Origin of the sequence: Candidatus Methylomicrobium oryzae (assembly GCF_016745425.1) — a bacterium.
GTDB lineage: Bacteria > Pseudomonadota > Gammaproteobacteria > Methylococcales > Methylomonadaceae > Methylomicrobium > Methylomicrobium oryzae.
This window is the reverse complement of record NZ_JAERVK010000012.1, coordinates 103,101-122,799: the sequence shown is the minus strand read 5'-3', so window position 1 is coordinate 122,799 and position 19,699 is coordinate 103,101. Positions and strand designations below refer to the sequence as shown.

Here is a 19,699-nt window from a genome sequence, read left to right as displayed (position 1 = left end):
TCGGAAAAAGTAAAAAAGCCCGTCCTTCTATCGGAAGGACGGGCTTTTTGCGTAATGGGCCTGCCGCAGAAGTCGTCGCTAAATGCTGTTTCGCCTAGAGGGGGGTGTGGTTAAGGAGCTGGTAGGAAAAAACAGGGAATTCGAAAAGCGGATTATTCACCTCCCCTCTTTGAAAAAGAGGGGCCGGGGAGATTTTTTAAATAAATCCCCCTCGATCCCCCTTTTTCAAAGGGGGAGGTGTTTTTGACGAAGTTCCCCTTTTTAAAGGGGAAAGGTGTTTTTGACGAAATCCTAAGTTTAGCCCGAAGGGTTGCAAAGCCGGTTTTGCAAATGAGTTGACAAAGCCAGCTTTGCCGCTTCATTCAGCGGCCTGATATTCCGGCTTAATCTTAACGACATGGGGGGAGGAGGGACGCAGTGGGCAAAACCAGAGTCCGGCATTAATAATACAATATCTTTTTCAGCTCGGGATGCTCCAGGAATTCCCGAATCGGTACCACCGCCATATAGGTGTTCTTATAGCGATGCCGATAATACGGGAATCGCGCCGGCAAATCGGATTCCCTTTTAAAACGCATCAGTAAATAATCATCCGGATGCTCGGGCATCCATTCATCAAGCAAGGGGAAAACGTGAAAGACCTTAACGGGTTTCGTCAAGCGTCCGGTAAAAATATATTCACCGTGATAGACGGCGCCCATATAAGCCACTTCCTTGCCCTGATTTAAAACTTCGGCAATTTTGGTGCCGATGGGGCGCGTGTCGAAGCGTTCGCCGATAACGGAAAAAACCGCCGAAGAGATACTCAGTACGCTGATCACAATGGCGGTGCTGACGGCAAAAACCGACTCCGGGGCATTTTGAGCCCGGTAGCGCCATAATAATCCCGCCACAAGCAATACGCCCGTACCCCATAGGGGGGACAATGCCGACAATTCCGGGTTGCGACCCGTGAATCCGTCGATCCAGGGTGTGGCTGCCATTACGCCGCCGAGCAGCGCCAATAAGGCCGTTACCCATTGGTGGGCGCGCCGCCAGTCGGCTTGTCCCTCGTCGGCCTGTGCCGCCGCTTTGGCCAGCACCAGAACCAATAACGGAAACATCGGCAGCAGGTAGTGGATACGTTTACCGCTGATCGCCGAAAACACGATAAACAGCGGCACGCCCCAGGCCGCACAGAAGCGCAGGCCCGCGTCCTTCGGATTCAACGTTTTCAGGCCCTGCCAGATCGGTTTCATCAATAGCCAGGGTAATAACACGGCCGGCATAAATTGCGCATACCACCACCACGGTAACCGGTGTGCGAACGACTCGACCAGGCGCCCCTGCGTTTGTCCCCAGAAGATCGCATTCCGGTAAACTTCACCGCCCGCCATGCCGGCCGGCAGCGCCCAGCACAGCGCAATCGCGGCGCCCAGCAGAATGCTGAAGGCGAGCCCGGCATACCACAGCCTCCAGTAGGATCCGGGCCGGAGTTCGCGGTGCCACCAGGGCGCAGCCAACGCCACCGGCAATAAGTGCAGCAGGACCACCGGGCCTTTGGAGAGCACGCCTCCTCCGACGGCGGCGCCGAGCAGCAGCCAGCGCGGCAGCGTCAGTCCCGCGTCGGCCAGTTTCAAAAGGCTGTAAATGCCGAGGGCGACGAAAAACGCCAGCATCATGTCGAACATGGTCAACGTGCTGAAAACGATCCAGAAGCCCGAACCCAGCAGCATGATCGGCGCCATGTCGGCGACTGTTTTGCGCTCCGGCCATAATAACCGGGCGATGGCGGAAGTCAGATAAACGGTACCCAGCGCGAACAGCGGCGATACGAGCCGCAACGACCAGTCATTGACGCCGAATAGCAGCCAGGTCAGCTGCATCAGCCAGAACAACAGCGGCGGTTTGTGGCTGTAAAGTTCACCGTTCAGGTGCGGCACCAGAAAATCGTTGCGCAGCCACATTTCCCAGGCCACCGCCGCATAGCGGGTTTCATCAACCGGCAGTAAAGGCCTGGCATAGAGCGCAACGCTGACGAGTACCGCCCAGATGACGAATACCCAGCTTCTGACGGGCAGAAAATGATACATAGAGTGGCCTGTGCCGGGCGGATTCAGGTGGAAGCTCAGGCGTTAAGCTGCCGACGTTCGTAGATTACGAAATAAAGGTTGCGGAGATAGATGAACAGTCCGCTGGCTTGGCCGAGGATGAAAACCGGATCTTGCCGATAGACCGCATAGGCCAGCAGAGTGATGCCGCCGGCGATGCTGAAATACCAGAAGGCGATCGGGAACACGCTTTTTTTCTGCTTTTCGCTCTGGATCCATTGTACCAGAAAACGCGCGGAGAACAGGGCCTGGCCCAGAAAGCCGACAGCCAGCCAAAGGGTTTCTTTATCCAAGTTCAATTTCGTTTATCTCCGGTAATTTTGCGCGTTTTTGCAGCCAGATCACGCCCAGCAGATCGGTGATGCCCGCCCACAGGCGATCGAGCGTGCCGTAGTTGGATACGCCGACGCCGCGCGGCCGATGATTGACCGGCTCGGAAACGACCGCGCCGCCGGCCCGAATCACCAGTGCCGGCAAAAACCGGTGCATATGGTCGAAATAAGGCAGTTCCAGGAATTTGTCCCGGGAGAATACTTTCAGGCCGCAGCCGGTGTCCGGCGTATTGTCCCCGAGCAGCGTGGACCTGACTGCGTTTGCGAATTTGGACGAGAACAGGCGCCATTTCGAATCGTAGCGCTTGTTACGCCAGCCTGCAATCATCCATAAGTTGTCGTTGTTCAGGTTCTTTTCAAGTAATGTCTCGTACAGACGGGGAATGTCGGCGGGATCGTTTTGTCCGTCGCCGTCCAGCGTGGCGATCCAGGGATAAGCCGCAGCCTTTACGCCGCTGCGGACCGCCGTGCTTTGGCCGCAGCTTTGCCGGTGCCGGATCACGCGCAACGCCTTGCAGCGCTGCATGGCTTCTTTCAGTTCGGTTTCGGTCCGATCGCGGCTGCCGTCGTTCACGTAAATGATCTCATAAGCTTCGGCTTGCGCCATGGCCGCTTCGATTTCTTCGATCAGCGGCAAAATATTGCCGGCTTCATTATGGACGGGAACGACGATGGAAATTTTCATTGAGGCGTTTTGCAGGGAATCGAATACTATACGAGGTAAATTTTACGAAATTATGACAACCGCCCACAATCCGGGCGGATTTGAGAATGATTTAGTTTTTCAGTAATTTCGAGCAATAAAAAAGGCTGCATCCGATAAAATGCAGCCTTTTTCGATGAGCGGCCCTAGCCACTCGCAAAATGCCCGAAAGCTTAACGTTTGGAGTATTGCGGGCGTTTTCTGGCTTTGTGCAAGCCGACTTTCTTACGTTCGACCACGCGCGAATCGCGGGTGACGTAGCCTGCCTTACGCAGGGTCTGGCGTAAGGCTTCGTCGTATTCCATCAGGGCGCGGGTCAGGCCGTGACGGATCGCTCCGGCTTGGCCGGATGGGCCGCCGCCTTTGACGATCACGTTGACGTCGAATTCGCCTTCCATCTTCACGCATTCCAGCGGTTGACGGGAGACCATTTGATCGGTCTTGCGGCCGAAGTATTCTTCGAGCGATTTTTGATTGATGGTGATTTTGCCGGTGCCTTTGGTGGCGTATACCCGTGCTACTGCACTTTTACGACGACCTGTTCCGTAATATTGAGCTGCTGCCATGGATTACTCGCTTAAAATTCTAATACTTTGGGCTGTTGCGCCTGATGACCGTGTTCCGGGCCGGAATAGACTTTCAACTTCTTGAACATCGCGCGGCCGAGCGGATTGTTCGGCAGCATGCCTTTGACGGCGGTGGTCAGGATGCGGTCAGGGTAAGTCTTTCTCAACTTGCCGAGGCTGACGGTTTTCAGATTGCCGATATAGCCGGTATGGTGATGATACAACTTGTCCTTTTCCTTGTTGCCGGTCACGCCGATTTTTTCGACATTCACGACAATGATGTAATCCCCGGTATCCACGTGGGGCGTATATTCGGGCTTGTGTTTGCCGCGCAGACGACGTGCAATCTCAGAAGCAAGACGGCCAAGCGTCTTCCCTTCCGCATCAACCACGTACCAATCGCGCTTAACTTCTGCAGGTTTTGCACTAAATGTTTTCATCGTAAGTTCGGTCTTGCTTTTAAAGGAACAATAAAAAAGACTGAGAATTCTACTAAATTGTCAACGAGTTTTCAAGCTGATTTGTGCTTTAACTGATCGTAAAAGGCCGAAATGTCAGCAATAATTTTGAAAATTACTCGTCCTGTTCGGCGTTGTCGCCCAGTTCCAGCCACATGGCGTTGATCACCGCCAGCGCGCAGGCCAGACTCACGCCCAATATCCAAGCGAAATACCACATGATGCACCTCTATTAATAAAGCGTATGTTCGTTGCCGCGGATGTGTTCCACCGTTACCTTGCCGCGCAGTACCCGGTATACCCAGATCGTATAAACCAGCACGATCGGCATCAGCGCTACCGTGGCGGCCAGCAGCAATTGCAGCGTGTATTGGCTCGAACTTGCGTCCCAAACCGTCAGGCTGCTGTACGGATGGGTGCTCGACGGCATGATGAACGGAAACATCGAACCGCCCGCCGTCACGATCGCGCCGATCGTCATCAGGCTGCTGACGGCAAATGCCGCTCCATGACGGCTTCCCCCGCTGCACTTGACGACCAGCCAGGAACCGGCCAATACGACTATCGGCGCCGCAGCCAGCCAGGGAAAGAGACGGTAATTATTCAGCCACAGGCCCGGCGCCTTGATGACTGTTTTGGCCAAAGGGTTTGCGGCTATGGAGGTGTCGATCGGCGAAACGATCCGGTAGCCGTCCATGTCGAGTCCGACCCAGATGCCGGCCAGTACGAAGCCGGCCGCGAAGAGCGGACTGCTCCAGCGGATCACCCGCAACGCGCGCTCCGCCAATGCGCCCTCGGTGCGCCAGTGCAAAAACACTGCGCCGTGTAAGGTGAACAGGGCAACGCCGGTGACGGCGCATAGCAATGGGAAAGGGTGGAACAAATCCCAGAAGCCGCCCGAATAAACCGAGCGCAGTTCATTAGTAAGCTGGAACGGCAGGCCCATGATCAGATTGCCGGCCGCGAGGCTCAGCACCGTCGCCGGTACCAGGCCGCCGATGAACAAAGCCCAGTCCCAGGCATTGCGCCAGCGCGGATTCGGCAGCTTGCTCCGGTAGTCGAAACCGACCGGACGCAGAAACAACGCGAACAGCAGCACCAGCAAGCCGGTATAAAGTCCGGAGAAAAATGCCGCGTACACGATCGACCAGGCGCCGAAACTGATGCCGCCCAGCGTAATCAGCCAAGTCTGGCTGCCTTCCCAGGTCGGTCCGACCGTATTCAATATCACCCGGCGTTCGTCGTCGGTTTTGCCGACGAACGGCAGCAGAATGCCGATGCCGAGATCGAAACCGTCCAGCACCGCGAAGCCGCACACCAGAAAGACCAGAATGCCCCACCAGATCAATCGCAAGGTTTCGAAATCAAGCATGGCCTTTCTCCTGTTCAAAGTGGTAACGGCCGGTATGCAGGCTGCTCGGCCCCAGGCGGATGTATTTGACCATCAGGAACAGTTCGATGACCAGCAGCACCGTATAGAAAAACCCGAAACCCGCCAGGCTCAGATGCAGTTGCTCGACATTGAGGCTCGAACTGCTCAGGTGAGTCGGCAGAATTTCGGCGATAGTCCAGGGCTGCCGGCCGTATTCGGCCACCACCCAGCCCAGTTCGGAAGCGATCCACGGCAGCGGAATTCCGTAAAACGCCAGACGCAGCAGCCAGCGCTTAGTGTGCGCGGTGCGCCTGGCGTTGAAATAAAATGCAGCCGCGAAGATGAACAGCATGGTGACGCCGCAGAACACCATGATCCGGAAGCTCCAAAAAATCGGTGAGACTTTCGGCACTGAATGGCGGGTCGCGGTTTCGATCTGTTCCGGCGTCGCATCCACGACGTTCGGCGCATAGCGTTTTAGTAGCAGTCCGTAGCCGAGATCGGCCTTGTGCGCCTCGAACTCGGCTTTAGCGGCGGCGTTGTTTTTGTCCTGGCGGATGATCTGCAGGTTCTCATAGGCGATCATGCCGTTCTTGATCCGCTCGCGATTCGTATTCAGTATCTCCTTCAGTCCGAGCACCGGTTCGTCGACTGAGCGCGTGGCGATCAGGCCCATTACCCAGGGGAATTTGATCGCATAGTCGGTGCGCATCGTTTCCTCATTCGGAAAACCGATCAGCGTGAACGATGCCGGCGGCTTTTCGGTTTCCCATTCGGCTTCGATCGCGGCGAGCTTGACCTTTTGCACTTCGCCGATCGTATAACCGCTTTCGTCGCCGAGCACGATCACCGACAGCACCGAGGCCAGGCCGAAACCGGCCGCGATCCGGAACGAGCGCCGCGCAAAGGCGCTGTCGCGGCCTCTCAGCAGGTAATAGGCGCTGATCCCGAGCACGAACATCGAGCCGGTCACATAGCCCGCCGCCACCGTATGCACGAACTTGACCTGCGCGACCGGGTTGAAAAACAGATCTTCGAAACTGGTCAACTCCATCCGCATCCTATCGTAGTTGAATGCGGCGCCGATCGGGTGCTGCATCCAGGCGTTCGCGATCAGGATCCACAGCGCCGACAGGCTGGTACCCAAGGCCAGCAGCCAGGTCGTGCACAAATGCTGGAATTTACTGAGCTTGTCCCAGCCGAAAAAGAACAAACCGACGAAGGTCGATTCGAGAAAGAATGCCATCATGCCTTCGATAGCCAGCGGCACGCCGAAAATATCGCCGACATAGTGCGAGTAATAAGCCCAGTTGGTGCCGAATTGAAATTCGAGCGTAATGCCGGTCATCACGCCCATCGCGAAATTAATCGCGAACAGCTTGCCCCAGAAGCGGGTCATGTCCTTGTAAATCAGCCGGCCGGTCATCACATAGACCGACTCCATGATCGCCAGCAAAAACGACAGCCCGAGCGTCAACGGCACGAATAAAAAATGATACATTGCGGTCAGCGCGAATTGCAGACGCGACAGTTCGACGACCTCATCGACAATCATCAGGGTTTCTCCTGTAAACGGTTCATTGAAGGATTCAGCAGGGCTTGCGCTACGCTGCCCGCATCAACCGGAACTTTCTTCCCCGCGAAAAAAGCCCACCATAAAATACCTAGCAAACAAAATTTGATAAATAGAGCCAATGTAAGATCGCGCGCCAAATTTGCATTGCCGGGGCCGTCCGGTTTTTTGGGGCGGCGGAAGGACCTCTGAAGTTTCGGCATAGTGGGTCTCGAATGGATTTTCAGCGTAACTTACCGAAGACAAAATCGGCTGCGAGGCGTTCAGTACAGATTCGTTTCCCCGGCGGGAAGCCCGCGGCCGGCAAAAAAGGGCCTTTTCCTTCACGGACGGCGCCGTTCCGGAAAAGGCGAGGATGAGGATAACGGATAAGCATTGGCTTTGCTCTCGGAATGACATATGGCAAGCACCATGCCATAATTCCGGAATCCCGGTTTCCGCCGCCCGCCTCCGCACACAACGGGTTTTTCGCAGATGTTTTGTTTCGGCAATGTTTCTTGTGAAACATAAATTTGTTTCAAATTGAGGAATGAAACTGAGCCGGCGGCTTTAGGGCGCAGAGCGTATCGATCGGCTGGCGCGGCACGCACGTCCGAATCCGGCCGATCCTTGACCGCAGAACCTGTCGCGGGTGGCGGGCCGCGTGGATGAAATTACCCGAACAATACGATAATGACATCATGAATAATGAACGCTCAAAACAGCCAGGCAGAGGGTCGGGAATATCGGCATGAAATCGCGCCTGCAAGGTTGGCGGCACTGGCTGTATATCATCTTTCAGTCCGGCACGCCGGGCGGCAAAGGTTTCGATATCGCGCTGCTCGTGCTGATCCTGGTCAGTGTACTGACTATTGTCGGATCTGCGGCAATTGGCTTCTTCGCGTTAATTTATCCGCTTAAATTCGGTGTAATTTCAACTTCCGTAAGAATATCGGCGGCTCTCTCGGCGTTAAAACGGCCGGGTTCGGGCGAGTACAGATTGGCTGTGCCGCAGGCAATGCCCAGCCTGACGCAATCATCCCAGGGCAGGCGGCGCAGCAGTCCCACCGCCAGCCCCGCGACCAGCGCATCGCCGCAGCCGACTTGGGTCGCCTTTTCGATCGGACACGGCCTTACCCGGCCCGCCAATGCGCTCGCGGCATCGACCGCCAAAACGCCTTCGTCGCCCAGCGAGACGCAAATCCGCCCGATACCCAGGCCGAGCAGGGAGCGCGCCGCCTTCAGCACGGCCGAAGTTGTTTTCAACCCGGTGCCGGCCAATTCTTCCAATTCCTGCAAATTGGGCTTGATCAGGTCCGGGCCGGCCTTGATTCCTTCCGCAAGGCTCCGGCCGCTGCTGTCCAGAAAGGTGACTGCGGATTTTCGGCGGCACATGCCGATCAGCGTTCGGTAAAAATCGTCGGGCGCGCCTGCGGGGAGGCTTCCGCTCAGGATCACGATATCGCCGGCCAGCACCGAAGCTTCGATTTTTTCGGCCAGACCCCTGCAATCCTCGGGCGTCACCCGATAGCCGGGCGTTCGAATATGCGTTTCCCGGCCTGCGCTGCGGTCGCTCAGCGTGATATTGGTTCGGGTTTTGCCCTCGACCGCGATCAGGTCGGTATGCAGCAGACCGGAGTTCAGCGCGTTGAACGGGCCGATCGATTGCCGTCCCGCAAAGCCCAGGCAAATGACCGGGTGGCCGAGCGACTCGACCGCCTTCGCCGCATTGATGCCCTTGCCGCAGGCGAATTCGCGGCTGGATTCCGCAATTAAATTGTCCAGACGGTATAGGCCATCCGCCTCGATCAGTAGATCGATTGCGGTGTTGGCGGTAACTGAAACGATTTTCGCCATGGTCAGCCGGAACCCCTTGTTTCAGTGTGCGGATAATGCGCAATCATGCGTGGCACCCGGAGGATGTCGTAAAAAACTGCCCAGTATAAACGACAATGCCGTCGGGATAAGCAGGAATCAGCTTGCTTGACGGAGTGGCAAGGCCGGCTTTGCAATGCCTCGGGACGCAACGTAACGGTATCGGTATAAGCGAAGCCGATGCCGAATGGGATGAGTCAAATATAGCCATCCACTGACGCAGCGGTCGACATTGCCGCGCCTGATCGACAATGCTAATCTATGGAGCTTGTGATACAGCAATCAGCGGCTCGAGGCTTCCGAACTTGCGGAGCATCCGGCATTTTTCGTTTTACGGGGGAGAGATTATGAAATTAAGCATTTTTTCGACCGGCGTGGCCGCGGCTGTCGTCGCCGGTTGCGCCGCCACGGTAGACAAGGCGTCGGTGCAAGCCACGTCGACGGCACCGACTTCGATGCAGGTGGAAACCGTTCGGATTCCTTTCGATCCTACTCAGCCCATGTACGTGGTGACGGTCGAACCGCTGGAGATGGGCGCCGACGGTTCCGCAGGCGGCCCTCCTCCCAGCAGCGGCCAGTCGAGCGGCAATTATTACGGTTGGGGGCCTTTCGGCTGGATCGGTCCGCGCGGCGGCAGTCCCGCTCCCACGGCTTATGAGGCGCCTCTGCAGGGCATGAGCGATAAAGTCGGAAAAGGCATTGCCGCGCAGTTGCTGAGTGCCTTGGGCAATTCCGGCAATGTTGTCGTGATCGATTACAATCATTACCTGAAGAACGCCGATAATCCCTCCAAGTTGCTGCGCGCCGGCGAAGCGGGCCCGTTCGTGATCAAGGGTACCGTCACCGAATTCAGCGAAGTGGCCGAAGCCAATAACGAGCGTCAAGGCGGTTCGCTGGGCTGGGCCGGTACTGTTCTGGGCGTGGCCGGCGCGATTTCGGGCACACCCGGTGCGGGCATTGCCGGCGCGGCGATTTCGGCCGCGAACCCGACCTGGGAGAACACCAAAGCCCGCCGTACCGGAGCGGTCGGGATGGACTTGCAGGTGGTCGAGCCCAAAAGCGGTCGGATGATCGGCACAATCGTTTCCCACGGCAGTTTCAGCGCCGAATCGGCCAGCAGCGGTTTCTCTCTGTTCGGCGTCGGCGGCGGCGAAAGCGCATTCGCGGCCAGCGCCTTGGGTCAGGCCACCCGGGCGGCGATGAACGATACCCTCAAGCAACTGTCCGACCAGCTTCGTGCGAAAGGGCGCGCTTATGTTGCCGCTAGCGAAGATCCGGTTGTCCCTAGGTCCGTTTCGAAGAAAAGAAAGAAGAAGTAACAGACGTTCGCCTGGGGGGCGTTGCCATTCCCGACGCTTCGTTAGAAGCGTCGGGTTAGAACGAAAAAACTAAAGCTTCCGAACCTCAATCACCCCGGTTGCCAATGCAATCTCGCGAAGAAAACACAACAGGCCGCCGATCAGCGTCAGCATCGCCGCGACGAAAAGCAGCGCCACCGCGCCGGAAAGATCCATCCGCAATTCGGCGCCGATGAACAGCAACGCGATCGACAGGCAGATGCACAAGGCCGAGACGGTGCATAAGGAGATCGCCCAGTGGTTCCAGCGCGCCCGCTGCGACAGCATGCGCATTTCGACCCGATGCGCTTGCAGCGCATCGCCTTCCATTTTATTCAGCAGACGGTAACGATCCACCACGCGGCCAAGGCGCCCGGCAAGCACGCTTAAGATCGAGCCGATGCCGGTCAGCAAAAAGACCGGGGCGACGGCTTGCTGAATCGCATGGGCAACGGTTGGAATATTGGCTAGGGCTTCCATTTTTTCTCGTGTAGTTTTGCTGAAATTATATTGAATCAGCATTCGAGCATAGCACAAGACAGTACGGATACGCCGCATCTTTCCGACAGTCCGCGGCAGGCGCCTACTACCATAACCCCATGCTTCTATCCGGTCGTATTCCAGTCTCTCGAATGAAGTCTATGGAAAGGTTTCATTTCAAAACTGTAACGTAGCGGCGACAGCGGCATGATCGGAAAACCACAAACGCAAGCCGTGCGATTTGGCTTTTGTTGAGGCATTATCGCCGATAACACGGATTTTATTGGCCTTGGAAGGATCATCCACTGAAAAAATCATATCGATACGCTCAGACAGGGTAGGCCTCCTATTTTGCAAATTCTCTTCTTGGCAACAGGTATAACCCGGCACATCCCCCGGCCGTAAATTCCAAATGTCAAGGTATTGCGCGCCAATAAATTGATTGTAAGGCGTTATGATATCGGGAGTCGGATTTTGCTGTTCCGGTGAGGAATTCATATCCCCAAGCAATAGCGTTTTTCTGTCCGCCGATGCTGAAAAACCGATCACTTGGATCAATTCGGCGGCCTGGGCCGCCTGAAAGGAAGTAAATAGAGGAATACCTAAGTCCTCTCCTTTCACTTCCAGATGGGTATTGAATATCCGGTAGTCCTGGCCTGCAATTGTTGCATCGACGGCTGTAAAGCCTCTTTCAACCCGTAATAGCCCGGCCGGAGTTAATGCTTCGGCAGCGGTGGAGTAGTGGCAACCGTCATCCGAAGGGTTAGGGCATAAGGAAGACGAAAAAATCACCGCCTGAGCCTCGATACGGTTACGAACCAGAATTGCATCCCGGTCAACCGCGACCAGGAACGCAGGCACCCCATTGATCACAAACGGGATGCCCGCAACCGGAGCCCCCGGGAAATTGAGTTTTTCCAGATCGAAATTCTTGATCAAGGCGGCCTTTTTGTATTGGACGCCTCTCTTTTTCAACGCCGCCAACGTTAATGCCAGATGATCGGTGAAAGCCCCCGCGATTTGTGGGTCCTCACATCCTTTCGTAGCATCCGAATCAAAATCCTGACACCGCAGCTCCCATACTTCCTGTAAAGCCAGTACGTCCGGCAAGCGCTTAGCGATCGCATTAGCCTGAGCAAGGACACGGGCACGGAAATCACTCTGCGCGGTTTGCGTCAAAACCGCAACCAGTCCCTGATTATAAGCGACGGGATCCGCAGGTGTAACAATCGGAGTCACGTCGGCGCCCAGATACTGGTTCAGGGTCATGACATTAATCCTGGCATCGGCCGCCGCCGAAAAAGCGAGATAAAGCAGACTTATCCGGGTAAAGCAATGAAGTAAAGGTTTCATCAGAGTTCTCCCTAACATAAGAATTTATGAGTAATTAAAAAACAATCCCATTTCGTTACTGTATCGCTTTATTTTGGGCATGCAATTCGTATAACTACCGGTTTTCCGATTAATTTGGCCTCAATAAAGCATCCATTGGCGTTTCGGAACCTACCGAGCCGCTGGCCGATCCAATAAAAGGTCGTGAAATTTATTGATGCTCATTCCGATAGCTTTTAAGCCCTGACTTTCTCCGGCCGGGATCAAACCGATGAAACCACTATATCGAATCGTACACGAAGGTCAATTTCATTGGGTCGGCGACGGGTTCCCTGTCCGCACCTTGTTTTCCTATGCGACGCCCGACGCCGAGGTTAGCCCGTTTTTGCTGCTGGACTATGCCGGTCCCGCCGAATTTCCTCCCGCGTCCAGGCCCAGAGGGGTGGGATTCCATCCGCATCGCGGTTTCGAAACGGTCACGATCCTGTACCAGGGCGCAGTCGAACACCGCGACACCGCAGGCAACGGCGGTTTAATCGGCCCCGGAGATGTGCAGTGGATGACCGCGGCAAAGGGACTGAGGCATGAAGAAATGCACTCGGCTGCGTTTACCCGGCAGGGGGGCACTTTTGAAGCGATACAGCTTTGGGTGAATTTGCCCGCCAAATACAAGCAAGTAGATCCGCATTATCAGGCGATTGCGAAGGCGCAAATCCCGGAAGTCAGGCTGGACGAAAAAGGCAGCATGATCAGGGTGATTGCCGGCAGCTATCAGGGCATAAAAGGCCCGGCCGATACTTACACGCCGGTCAATTTATGGGATATCAGACTGTCGGCCGGACAGAACCTCGCTCTCAGCCTGCCCGAAAATTACACCACCCTACTGCTGGCGTTGCACGGACGGGTGGAAATCAACCGCGACGCCATGCTGAACGAGGCGGAATTGGCTTTTTTCGAAAGCCGGGGCGACCGTATCGAACTGAACGCGGTTACGGATTCGATGCTGCTGGTGATGAACGGGGAGCCGATCGACGAACCGATCGCGGGTTACGGGCCGTTCGTAATGAATACCCAGGAGGAAATCCGGCAGGCGATGGCGGATTTCAATTACCGATAACCGGGATAATAAGCTTCGCAAAAGCTTATCAGGGCTTTTTCCGCAACGCGCGGCGCAACATCGCCACCTGACGAGTCGTGACCGGAGAAGCGTCATTACCCCAACTATTGCGGATAAAGCTCAACACTTCGGCAACTTGACTGTCAGTGAATTTCGCGGCGAACCCCGGCATTTTGTGCGGTTTCGGATTTGCCCCGGTTTTCGGCGGCGCGGCGCCTTCGAGCAGCAGCCGAATCAGCGAAGTCGGATTGTCGGCCAGCACGATCGAATTTCCGGCCAGTTTCGGAGACCGGCCGGGTTTTCCCTCTCCGGTGAGCCGATGGCATTTGGCGCAGAATGACGCATAAAGGCCCGCCCCCGGCTGTTCGACCTCACCGCTTTGCAATGCCGCGAGCTTGACCGCGACATCCGGTCCTTCAGGCCGGAACGAGGCGTCTTCGCCGCCGGCGGGAAGCGACTTTAAATAAAGGGCGATCGCTTTCAAGTCGTCGTCGCGCAGATATTGCATGCTGTTTTCGACCACGTCGGTCATGCTGCCGAACGCCATCGCGCCTCCGCCATGCCCGACCTGAAGAAATTTCACAATGTCCGCCGCCTGCCAGCGTCCGAGCCCGGAGGCAGGATCGCCCCTCAGGTTCGCCGCATACCAGTGGTTGATTACGGCGCCGCTCAAATAGTGCGGCGAGGCTTCCGAATAGGCTTTTTCCTGGAAGGCGAACCCGCGCGGCGTATGGCAAGCGCCGCAATGGCCGAGCGACTGCACCAAATAGGCGCCGCGGTTCCACTCCGCGCTCCGTTTTTCATTCGGTTGGAAGCGGGCGTGATCGACGAAAGCCAAATCCCAGAAAAACAGGCCGACGCGCTGGTTAAACGGGAAAGGCAGCCGGGTTTCCGGCGGCGCATGGCTGACCGGGCTGACTTCATGCATGAAATAATCGTAAAGCGCACGGATGTCTTCATCGGTAATCGCAGTAAACGATGCGTAAGGCATCGCAGGGTAGAGCCGTCTGCCGTCTTTGGCGATCCCGTCGCGTACCGCGCGCGCGAAGTCATCCAAGGTGTACCGGCCGATGCCGTGGACCGGGTCCGGCGTGATATTGGTCGAATAAATGATCCCGAAAGGGGATTCGATCGGCAGTCCGCCGGCGTACGGCACCGCCTCCGGCCCGGCCGTGTGGCAGGGAATACAGTCGCCCGCTTTGGCCAGGTAGGCGCCCCGGCTCATGTCCGCCGCCCCGGCTTGAGGTATCGCCGCCAGTCCGATGAACAGGGCCGCGCCGGCGGCGAAGAGGGCTTCGAATAACCGGCCCATCACGGCGGCGAGCCGCACAGCGGCACCAGCAATAACGCGCAGGCATTGAAAATGACTGCCGCGATGAAGATAAAACTCGACATCAGGCCGAGCATCGCCAAAAAGCGATTCCGCTCTTTACTCGATCCGGCAGGCAGTCCGCCGGCTCCGACCGGCCGGCGGCCTGCCTGCCGCCACGCGCTCCAGCCCATGCCTCCCGAGAACAACGCCAGGCCGATACAGGCCATATTGATCGCCGCGAGCAGCCAGGGCAACCCTTCCCAAAGCGGTGCGGACAGCGGCGTCCGGTAGGGGTAACAGGCATAAGCGGCCAGCGGCTCGCTCAGCCCGATCTGCGCCGTCCAGGCGGCCGGTGCACCGAACAAACCCAGCAAGATACGCACTGGGCTCAATCTGTTCTGCCGGCAAGCCGGAACTTCCAATTCGGATATCGGATTCATAGTCTTTGACTAACCCAGATACGGAAAGAGATATAAGGCGGAAAACACGAACAGCCAGACCGCATCGACAAAGTGCCAGTACAGGCCCCCGATCGTGACCGCGGCATGGCGCCGGTGATCGAAATAACCGAGCGCGATCCAGATCAGGAGCAGCGCCAGAATAACGAGCCCTATCACCACGTGCAGCAGGTGAAAGCCGGTGATTGTGAAATACAGCGAGCCGTACAGATTCGCTGACGGGCCGTAGGGTTTGCTGTGCCATTCGCCCAGTTGGATTGCCACGAAGGCTGCACCGAGCAGCGACGCGGCGGCCATCGCCGCCAGGCTCAGGCGTGGCTGCCCGAATCGCAAACAGCGCTCGCTCGCCCAGACGAAGACGCTGCTGGTTAGCAAAAGGGCGGTATTGATCCCCGGCATCAAGAGCCTTGGCAAACCTTCCGGCGGCCAATGCTGTTCGGCTTGAGACGCCAGATAGAAGTAAGAGAACAGCAGATAGCCGAACAGCGAACCTTCGGTTGCGATCAATGCCATCACGCCCCACCAGCCGCCCGAATGCTTACCCGCACTGCCGATCGGCAGCGGTTTTTCCGACGCCGCCAGCGCCTCAGCCACGGCCGGCCTCCGTTACCCCGTTAACGCCCGGCAACCGTTGGACCAGCTTTTGCCTGGGCCACATCCAGGCGGCCAGCGACAGGCCGGCGGCGGCCGTCATCAGAAAAGTAAATCGGTTCCAGTCCAGCAGCAGCCCCGCAAATCCCAAAGAACCGAACAACGCCAGGAAAAACGGCGCATAGGTGTCGTCCGGCATTTTCAGAATCACGTCCGGTACGGCGTCGAGCGCCGTCGTGCCGAGCGTTTCCCGTCCCTCCATCAATAAATAGCCTTCCTGAAGGTTCGAACGGCCTTCCGCGGTATCGAGCCGGTCCTCCCATAACGGATGCCGGCTGGCGATAAACGGAATCACCGCAAAATTGTAAGGCGGCGGCGGAGCAGGCACAGCCCATTCCAGGGTAGGCGCGTCCCACGGGTTCTGCGGCGCCAAGGCGCCGCGTTTCAAGCTGAAGGCGATGTTGGACAAAAAGATCAAAATGCCGGCCGCAAACACGAACGAGCCGATCGAAGTGACCAGGTTGACGGAGTTCCAGCCCATGTTCGGGGCATAGGTATAGATCCGCCGCGGCATGCCCAAAAGACCTGCCACGTGCATCGGGAAGAAGCCGAGATTGAAGCCGATGAACAGGACCCAGAAACTCCATTTTCCCAAAGTTTCGTTCATCATCCGGCCGCAGAATTTCGGAAACCAATAATAGATGCCGCCGACCACCGGAAACACGTTGATGCCGAGCAACACGTAATGCAGATGCGCCACCACGAAATAGGTATCGTTCAACTGTAGGTCCAGCGGCACCGCCGCCGTCATCACGCCGGAAAGGCCGCCCATCACGAACAGGAGGACGAATCCGGCAAAAAACAGAAACGGCGTCTGGAATACCGGGCGCCCGAGCCAGATCGTCGCGATCCAGGCAAATACCGCGACCGCGCTGGGGATCGAAATCGCCAAACTGGTCGCGCCGAAAAACGAGATCGCCAGCGCCGGCAGGCCGGTCGCGAACATGTGATGGATCCACACACCGAAACCGAGCAGCATCGTCGCCATCGTCGACAACGCCACCGCCGCATAGCCGACCAGCGGGCGCCGGCAGAACGTCGGCAGCGCGTCCGAAACGATCCCCATCGCCGGCAGCACGATCACGTAGACCCAGGGATGGCCGAACATCCAGAACAGGTGCTGCCAGAGCATCGGCTTGCCGTCGTTCAATGGATCGAAGAAATGCGTGCCGTTACGCCGGTCCAGCCATAACAGGAAAAAGGCGAGGCTGACCGAAGGCACCGCGAATATGTTGGCGACCGAAGCCGTCAGGGTGCCCCAGACCAGGATCGGCACCTTGTCGATCGACATGCCGGGCGCCCGCATCCTGAACAGCGTGACGATGAAATTGACCGCGCCGACGGTCGTCGAGATGCCGAGCAGTACCATGCCGAGCGCATACACGTCGATATTCGGGCCGGTGTTGTATTCCAGGCCGGCCAGCGGCACATAGTTGAACCAGCCGGAATTTGGCCCTTCGCCCAACGGAAAGCTGGCGTAGAGAAAGAGGCCGGCAAACAGGAACAGCCAATAGGAGAGCGCATTCAGGCGCGGAAACGCCATGTCGCGCGAGCCCAGCATCAGCGGCCACAGGTAATTGGAAAACCCGGACAGCACCGGCAGCGCATACAGGAAAATCATCGTGATCCCGTGCATCGTGAAGAGCTGGTTGTACTGCTCCGGGGTCAACAGGTGCCGGTCCGGCCCTGCGAGCTGCACGCGCATGATCAGCGCTTCGCCGCCGCCGATCAGCAAAAAAATGAACGAAGTGACCAGGTAGCGCAGGCCGATTTCTTTATGGTCGACCGTCGACAGCCAGCCGCGCCAGCCGGGCGCCGATTCCCACAGTTCGGAGAGATGTCTTTCCGCGTCCGAGCCGATCGGCGCACTGCCGACTTCGGGGATGCGTGCGAGTGTGCGATCGGACGGCGTTTCAACTGCATCCTTCATAGACAGCGCTCCTAATCGAGGGTCGATAAAAATGCCGATAATGCGGCGGTTTCGCCGGGCGTCAGCGCGAAAGCGGGCATGCGGGCGCCCGGCTTGAGATCCTGGACACGGGTAGTCCATTCGATCCGGTGTTCGGGCGTGTTGGTCAATAACCCCGCCGCCAGCATTCGGCGGGAGTTCAAATGCGTCAAATCGGGTGCATGCTTGCCCGCCGCATCAGTGCCGCGCACCGAATGGCAGCCGGCGCACTGTTCGATGAAAAACTTCTGCCCGGCGGCGGCATTGGGCTCTGAAGCGGGTGCGGCCGCTTTGCGCTGGGCGTCCTGCCATGCTCGGAAGGCCTCCGGACGTTGTGCCACGATCTCGAATCCCATATGCGCATGCTGCAGGCCGCAGTACTGCACGCATTGCCCGCGATAGATGCCTTCGGCGTCGGCCTGGAGCCATTGCCGATTGAGCAGGCCGGGAATCATTTGGGTTTTGCCGGCCAGCAGCGGGGCCCAAAACGCATGAATCACATCGGCGCTTTGCAGCTTGACCAGTACGGGCCGGCCGACGGGAATATGGATTTCGTTTGCGGTGACAACACGGCGGGCAGGGTCGTCATCGTCGTATTCGATTTTCCACCACCAATCGTAAGCGGTAACCGTGACTGTCAATGCCGGCGGTTGCGCAGGTTGGGCGACCTGATTCAGCGTGATCAGCATATACACCGCAAGCGCGAACAGTGCCGCGGTGGACAGGCCGGTGCCGATGTAGATCCAGCGCATGCCCTCGTTTTCGCGGCCGATCGCCTGCGCCGCCGCAGGCGTGCGTTTTCGAAACAGGGCACCCGCCAGCAGCAGCGCGATGATCAACAAAACTATCATAACGACAGCCGTAAACACCCATCCGAGGTGCATGGTGGGCAGGGAAGCCGGGCCGTAGCTGTGCAGGAAATAGTTCAGCGGAGCGGCTTCGGTTTCCGCCTTCATCGCCGTGTCCGGCATACTCCCAAAGGCAAGCGGAAAAAAAGCGTTCCCGCCCGCGGTGCAATGTCGATATTCGGATCCTGAATCGTGCATTGGCGCCAACCGCATTTTAAATTCGTTAAAATCACAAGTTGGACCGCGAATTTTTAAATGTTTTCCAAAAATGAAATCCGAAACTCGCTTTTCGGTCTCAGGTGGCTTCCGGTTCGATCGTTTTCGTCGAATAAAACCACATTTGCCAAATGCTGACCAGAATCTGCATGCCCATCGAGACACCCATCAAGGCGCCGCTGGCTACAACCACGTAAGCAAATTCCGGGAACGATTTGGTGACGAACCACGACATTACATCGAGCAGCATCGCGGCGAACGGAATTACCACCGCGATCCGTTTGACGATCACGTTCATGTCGCACAGCAGGAAAATCTTGCCGATAAAGTACAGAATGAACGCAATCCCGAACAAATGGATGTGGGAAACCCGGATCAGGAACGGCAGGGTCGCGCCGCCGGAATGGGCGACCTGGGCCACGCCCGCGTATTGGGTCAAATCCGGCAAGGAAGGGTTGATCGCAGGCGTATGGCAGGTGATGCAGTCGCGGTTCAGGATCGGCGCGATCCGTTCCTGGTATTCCGGTTCTTCGGCGCCGTTATGTATCCATTGCAGAATGACGTCCTTATCGCTCTTGTATTTCAAATTCGGCTCCATGATGCCTTTGATCGCTGAGCCGAGGCGGGTTTGATTGTGCGATCCGTGATATGCGACCATCACGTCGTCGATCGATAAGCCGGCCTTGCCGTCGCGTCCCTGATGGGTGTAATACATGTTCGCCAGCGCGACCAGATAGCCGATTCCCACCGTCAGCAGGAAAGCGGTATTCAGGATGCGTTCGCTGACCGAAATATCCCTGAAGCGGCGATAGTTCCCTGAGCGTCGGTCGCTTTCGGAACGGTTGCGGTATGATTCTGCCATTGAGGGATCTCCAAAATATAAAGAAAATGTGGAATTGCTGCGTGTGTGCGGGCGGGGTGGCCGAGGCGTTCGGAGCTGTGTTTTCAGACGCTCCGCTCCGCCTCGAAAGATTCGGGCGGAACGGGAGCGAGAGGCGGGATTAGAGTATTTTCATATCCCATGTAAGGGCGAGTTTATTTGCTCCTACCAA

The 19,699-nt window shown here is 57.1% G+C and carries 20 protein-coding genes; 2 read left to right on the top strand and 18 right to left on the bottom strand.

The genetic code is table 11. The features are described 5' to 3' along the window. Positions 1 to 440 precede the first annotated feature (440 nt). The 10 genes from JJL52_RS14385 to JJL52_RS14345 form a co-directional block, all read right to left on the bottom strand. Complete coding sequence (locus JJL52_RS14385) at positions 441 to 2,072, bottom strand: ArnT family glycosyltransferase (RefSeq protein WP_202053181.1); 1,632 nt, start codon at positions 2,070 to 2,072, stop codon at positions 441 to 443. Between the two features lie 35 nt (positions 2,073 to 2,107). Further along, entirely contained in the window at positions 2,108 to 2,383 is a 276-nt protein-coding gene (locus tag JJL52_RS14380) for a lipid-A-disaccharide synthase N-terminal domain-containing protein (RefSeq protein ID WP_202053180.1), read from the bottom strand. Continuing rightward, the gene (locus tag JJL52_RS14375; protein ID WP_202053179.1) at positions 2,376 to 3,107 is read right to left on the bottom strand and encodes a glycosyltransferase family 2 protein; all 732 of its coding nucleotides are present in this window, start codon (positions 3,105 to 3,107) and stop codon (positions 2,376 to 2,378) included. The genes JJL52_RS14380 and JJL52_RS14375 overlap by 8 nt, the downstream gene beginning before the upstream one ends. Positions 3,108 to 3,298: 191 nt before the next feature. Further along, on the bottom strand, positions 3,299 to 3,691 hold the full coding sequence (gene rpsI, locus JJL52_RS14370) for a 30S ribosomal protein S9 (RefSeq protein WP_202053178.1): 393 nt from the start codon (positions 3,689 to 3,691) through the stop codon (positions 3,299 to 3,301). Between the two features lie 11 nt (positions 3,692 to 3,702). Then, positions 3,703 to 4,131 (bottom strand): 50S ribosomal protein L13, encoded by a 429-nt coding sequence (gene rplM, locus JJL52_RS14365; protein ID WP_202053177.1) that lies wholly within the window; start codon positions 4,129 to 4,131, stop codon positions 3,703 to 3,705. Positions 4,132 to 4,264: 133 nt separating this feature from the next. Next, entirely contained in the window at positions 4,265 to 4,369 is a 105-nt protein-coding gene (cydX, locus tag JJL52_RS14360; RefSeq protein WP_202053176.1) for a cytochrome bd-I oxidase subunit CydX, read from the bottom strand. Positions 4,370 to 4,381: 12 nt separating this feature from the next. After that, positions 4,382 to 5,521 carry a cytochrome d ubiquinol oxidase subunit II gene (gene cydB / locus JJL52_RS14355; RefSeq protein WP_202053175.1) on the bottom strand — a complete coding sequence of 380 codons (1,140 nt, stop codon included), beginning with the start codon at positions 5,519 to 5,521 and terminating at the stop codon, positions 4,382 to 4,384. After that, positions 5,514 to 7,076, bottom strand: coding sequence for a cytochrome ubiquinol oxidase subunit I (locus JJL52_RS14350; RefSeq protein ID WP_202053174.1), 1,563 nt, complete (start codon positions 7,074 to 7,076; stop codon positions 5,514 to 5,516). Before JJL52_RS14350 ends, cydB begins: the two co-directional genes overlap by 8 nt. Then, positions 7,076 to 7,297 carry a cytochrome oxidase putative small subunit CydP gene (gene cydP, locus JJL52_RS21805; RefSeq protein WP_436231525.1) on the bottom strand — a complete coding sequence of 74 codons (222 nt, stop codon included), beginning with the start codon at positions 7,295 to 7,297 and terminating at the stop codon, positions 7,076 to 7,078. Before cydP ends, JJL52_RS14350 begins: the two co-directional genes overlap by 1 nt. A gap of 685 nt (positions 7,298 to 7,982) precedes the next feature. Beyond that, positions 7,983 to 8,930, bottom strand: coding sequence for a 1-phosphofructokinase family hexose kinase (locus JJL52_RS14345; protein WP_202053173.1), 948 nt, complete (start codon positions 8,928 to 8,930; stop codon positions 7,983 to 7,985). Between the two features lie 365 nt (positions 8,931 to 9,295). On the opposite strand from JJL52_RS14345, the gene JJL52_RS14340 reads away from it, so the two are divergent. Further along, on the top strand, positions 9,296 to 10,267 hold the full coding sequence (locus tag JJL52_RS14340) for a CsgG/HfaB family protein (protein WP_202053172.1): 972 nt from the start codon (positions 9,296 to 9,298) through the stop codon (positions 10,265 to 10,267). 69 nt (positions 10,268 to 10,336) lie between these two features. On the opposite strand, the gene JJL52_RS14335 is transcribed toward JJL52_RS14340, so the two are convergent. Together JJL52_RS14335 and JJL52_RS14330 are read right to left on the bottom strand one after the other, a co-directional pair. After that, positions 10,337 to 10,765, bottom strand: a complete 429-nt coding sequence (locus tag JJL52_RS14335) for a DUF2721 domain-containing protein (protein WP_202053171.1) — start codon at positions 10,763 to 10,765, stop codon at positions 10,337 to 10,339. A 177-nt stretch (positions 10,766 to 10,942) separates the two neighbouring features. Next, entirely contained in the window at positions 10,943 to 12,118 is a 1,176-nt protein-coding gene (locus JJL52_RS14330) for an exonuclease/endonuclease/phosphatase family protein (RefSeq protein WP_202053170.1), read from the bottom strand. A 250-nt stretch (positions 12,119 to 12,368) separates the two neighbouring features. Here JJL52_RS14330 and JJL52_RS14325 point away from each other — a divergent pair, with 250 nt between their 5' ends. Continuing rightward, positions 12,369 to 13,214, top strand: coding sequence for a pirin family protein (locus tag JJL52_RS14325; protein WP_202053169.1), 846 nt, complete (start codon positions 12,369 to 12,371; stop codon positions 13,212 to 13,214). Positions 13,215 to 13,242: 28 nt separating this feature from the next. On the opposite strand, the gene JJL52_RS14320 is transcribed toward JJL52_RS14325, so the two are convergent. The 6 genes from JJL52_RS14320 to JJL52_RS14295 all read right to left on the bottom strand — a co-directional run bounded on the left by JJL52_RS14320 (position 13,243) and on the right by JJL52_RS14295 (position 19,509). Continuing rightward, positions 13,243 to 14,544 (bottom strand): c-type cytochrome, encoded by a 1,302-nt coding sequence (locus JJL52_RS14320; protein WP_336885077.1) that lies wholly within the window; start codon positions 14,542 to 14,544, stop codon positions 13,243 to 13,245. Further along, positions 14,526 to 14,966 carry a hypothetical protein gene (locus JJL52_RS14315; protein WP_202053168.1) on the bottom strand — a complete coding sequence of 147 codons (441 nt, stop codon included), beginning with the start codon at positions 14,964 to 14,966 and terminating at the stop codon, positions 14,526 to 14,528. Before JJL52_RS14315 ends, JJL52_RS14320 begins: the two co-directional genes overlap by 19 nt. 9 nt (positions 14,967 to 14,975) lie before the next feature. After that, on the bottom strand, positions 14,976 to 15,578 hold the full coding sequence (locus JJL52_RS14310) for a cytochrome c oxidase subunit 3 (RefSeq protein WP_202053167.1): 603 nt from the start codon (positions 15,576 to 15,578) through the stop codon (positions 14,976 to 14,978). Next, the gene (gene ctaD, locus JJL52_RS14305; protein ID WP_202053166.1) at positions 15,571 to 17,565 is read right to left on the bottom strand and encodes a cytochrome c oxidase subunit I; all 1,995 of its coding nucleotides are present in this window, start codon (positions 17,563 to 17,565) and stop codon (positions 15,571 to 15,573) included. Before ctaD ends, JJL52_RS14310 begins: the two co-directional genes overlap by 8 nt. 11 nt (positions 17,566 to 17,576) lie before the next feature. After that, positions 17,577 to 18,539 (bottom strand): cytochrome c oxidase subunit II, encoded by a 963-nt coding sequence (locus JJL52_RS14300; protein ID WP_236994266.1) that lies wholly within the window; start codon positions 18,537 to 18,539, stop codon positions 17,577 to 17,579. Positions 18,540 to 18,726: 187 nt separating this feature from the next. Continuing rightward, positions 18,727 to 19,509 (bottom strand): Aq_1264-related membrane protein, encoded by a 783-nt coding sequence (locus JJL52_RS14295; RefSeq protein WP_202053164.1) that lies wholly within the window; start codon positions 19,507 to 19,509, stop codon positions 18,727 to 18,729. Between the last annotated feature and the right edge of the window lie 190 nt (positions 19,510 to 19,699).

Excerpts from the sequence above, each read along its gene's own strand:
- JJL52_RS14335 (WP_202053171.1), bottom strand. The coding sequence starts at position 10,765 with ATGGAAGCCCTAGCCAATATTCCAACCGTTGCCCATGCGATTCAGCAA.
- rpsI (WP_202053178.1), bottom strand. The coding sequence starts at position 3,691 with ATGGCAGCAGCTCAATATTACGGAACAGGTCGTCGTAAAAGTGCAGTA.
- JJL52_RS14375 (WP_202053179.1), bottom strand. The coding sequence starts at position 3,107 with ATGAAAATTTCCATCGTCGTTCCCGTCCATAATGAAGCCGGCAATATT.
- JJL52_RS14295 (WP_202053164.1), bottom strand. The coding sequence starts at position 19,509 with ATGGCAGAATCATACCGCAACCGTTCCGAAAGCGACCGACGCTCAGGG.
- JJL52_RS14330 (WP_202053170.1), bottom strand. The coding sequence starts at position 12,118 with ATGAAACCTTTACTTCATTGCTTTACCCGGATAAGTCTGCTTTATCTC.
- rplM (WP_202053177.1), bottom strand. The coding sequence starts at position 4,131 with ATGAAAACATTTAGTGCAAAACCTGCAGAAGTTAAGCGCGATTGGTAC.
- cydB (WP_202053175.1), bottom strand. The coding sequence starts at position 5,521 with ATGCTTGATTTCGAAACCTTGCGATTGATCTGGTGGGGCATTCTGGTC.
- ctaD (WP_202053166.1), bottom strand. The coding sequence starts at position 17,565 with ATGAAGGATGCAGTTGAAACGCCGTCCGATCGCACACTCGCACGCATC.
- JJL52_RS14340 (WP_202053172.1), top strand. The coding sequence starts at position 9,296 with ATGAAATTAAGCATTTTTTCGACCGGCGTGGCCGCGGCTGTCGTCGCC.
- cydX (WP_202053176.1), bottom strand. The coding sequence starts at position 4,369 with ATGTGGTATTTCGCTTGGATATTGGGCGTGAGTCTGGCCTGCGCGCTG.
- JJL52_RS14385 (WP_202053181.1), bottom strand. The coding sequence starts at position 2,072 with ATGTATCATTTTCTGCCCGTCAGAAGCTGGGTATTCGTCATCTGGGCG.
- JJL52_RS14345 (WP_202053173.1), bottom strand. The coding sequence starts at position 8,930 with ATGGCGAAAATCGTTTCAGTTACCGCCAACACCGCAATCGATCTACTG.
- JJL52_RS14325 (WP_202053169.1), top strand. The coding sequence starts at position 12,369 with ATGAAACCACTATATCGAATCGTACACGAAGGTCAATTTCATTGGGTC.
- JJL52_RS14315 (WP_202053168.1), bottom strand. The coding sequence starts at position 14,966 with ATGAATCCGATATCCGAATTGGAAGTTCCGGCTTGCCGGCAGAACAGA.
- JJL52_RS14350 (WP_202053174.1), bottom strand. The coding sequence starts at position 7,076 with ATGATTGTCGATGAGGTCGTCGAACTGTCGCGTCTGCAATTCGCGCTG.
- cydP (WP_436231525.1), bottom strand. The coding sequence starts at position 7,297 with ATGCCGAAACTTCAGAGGTCCTTCCGCCGCCCCAAAAAACCGGACGGC.
- JJL52_RS14300 (WP_236994266.1), bottom strand. The coding sequence starts at position 18,539 with ATGAAGGCGGAAACCGAAGCCGCTCCGCTGAACTATTTCCTGCACAGC.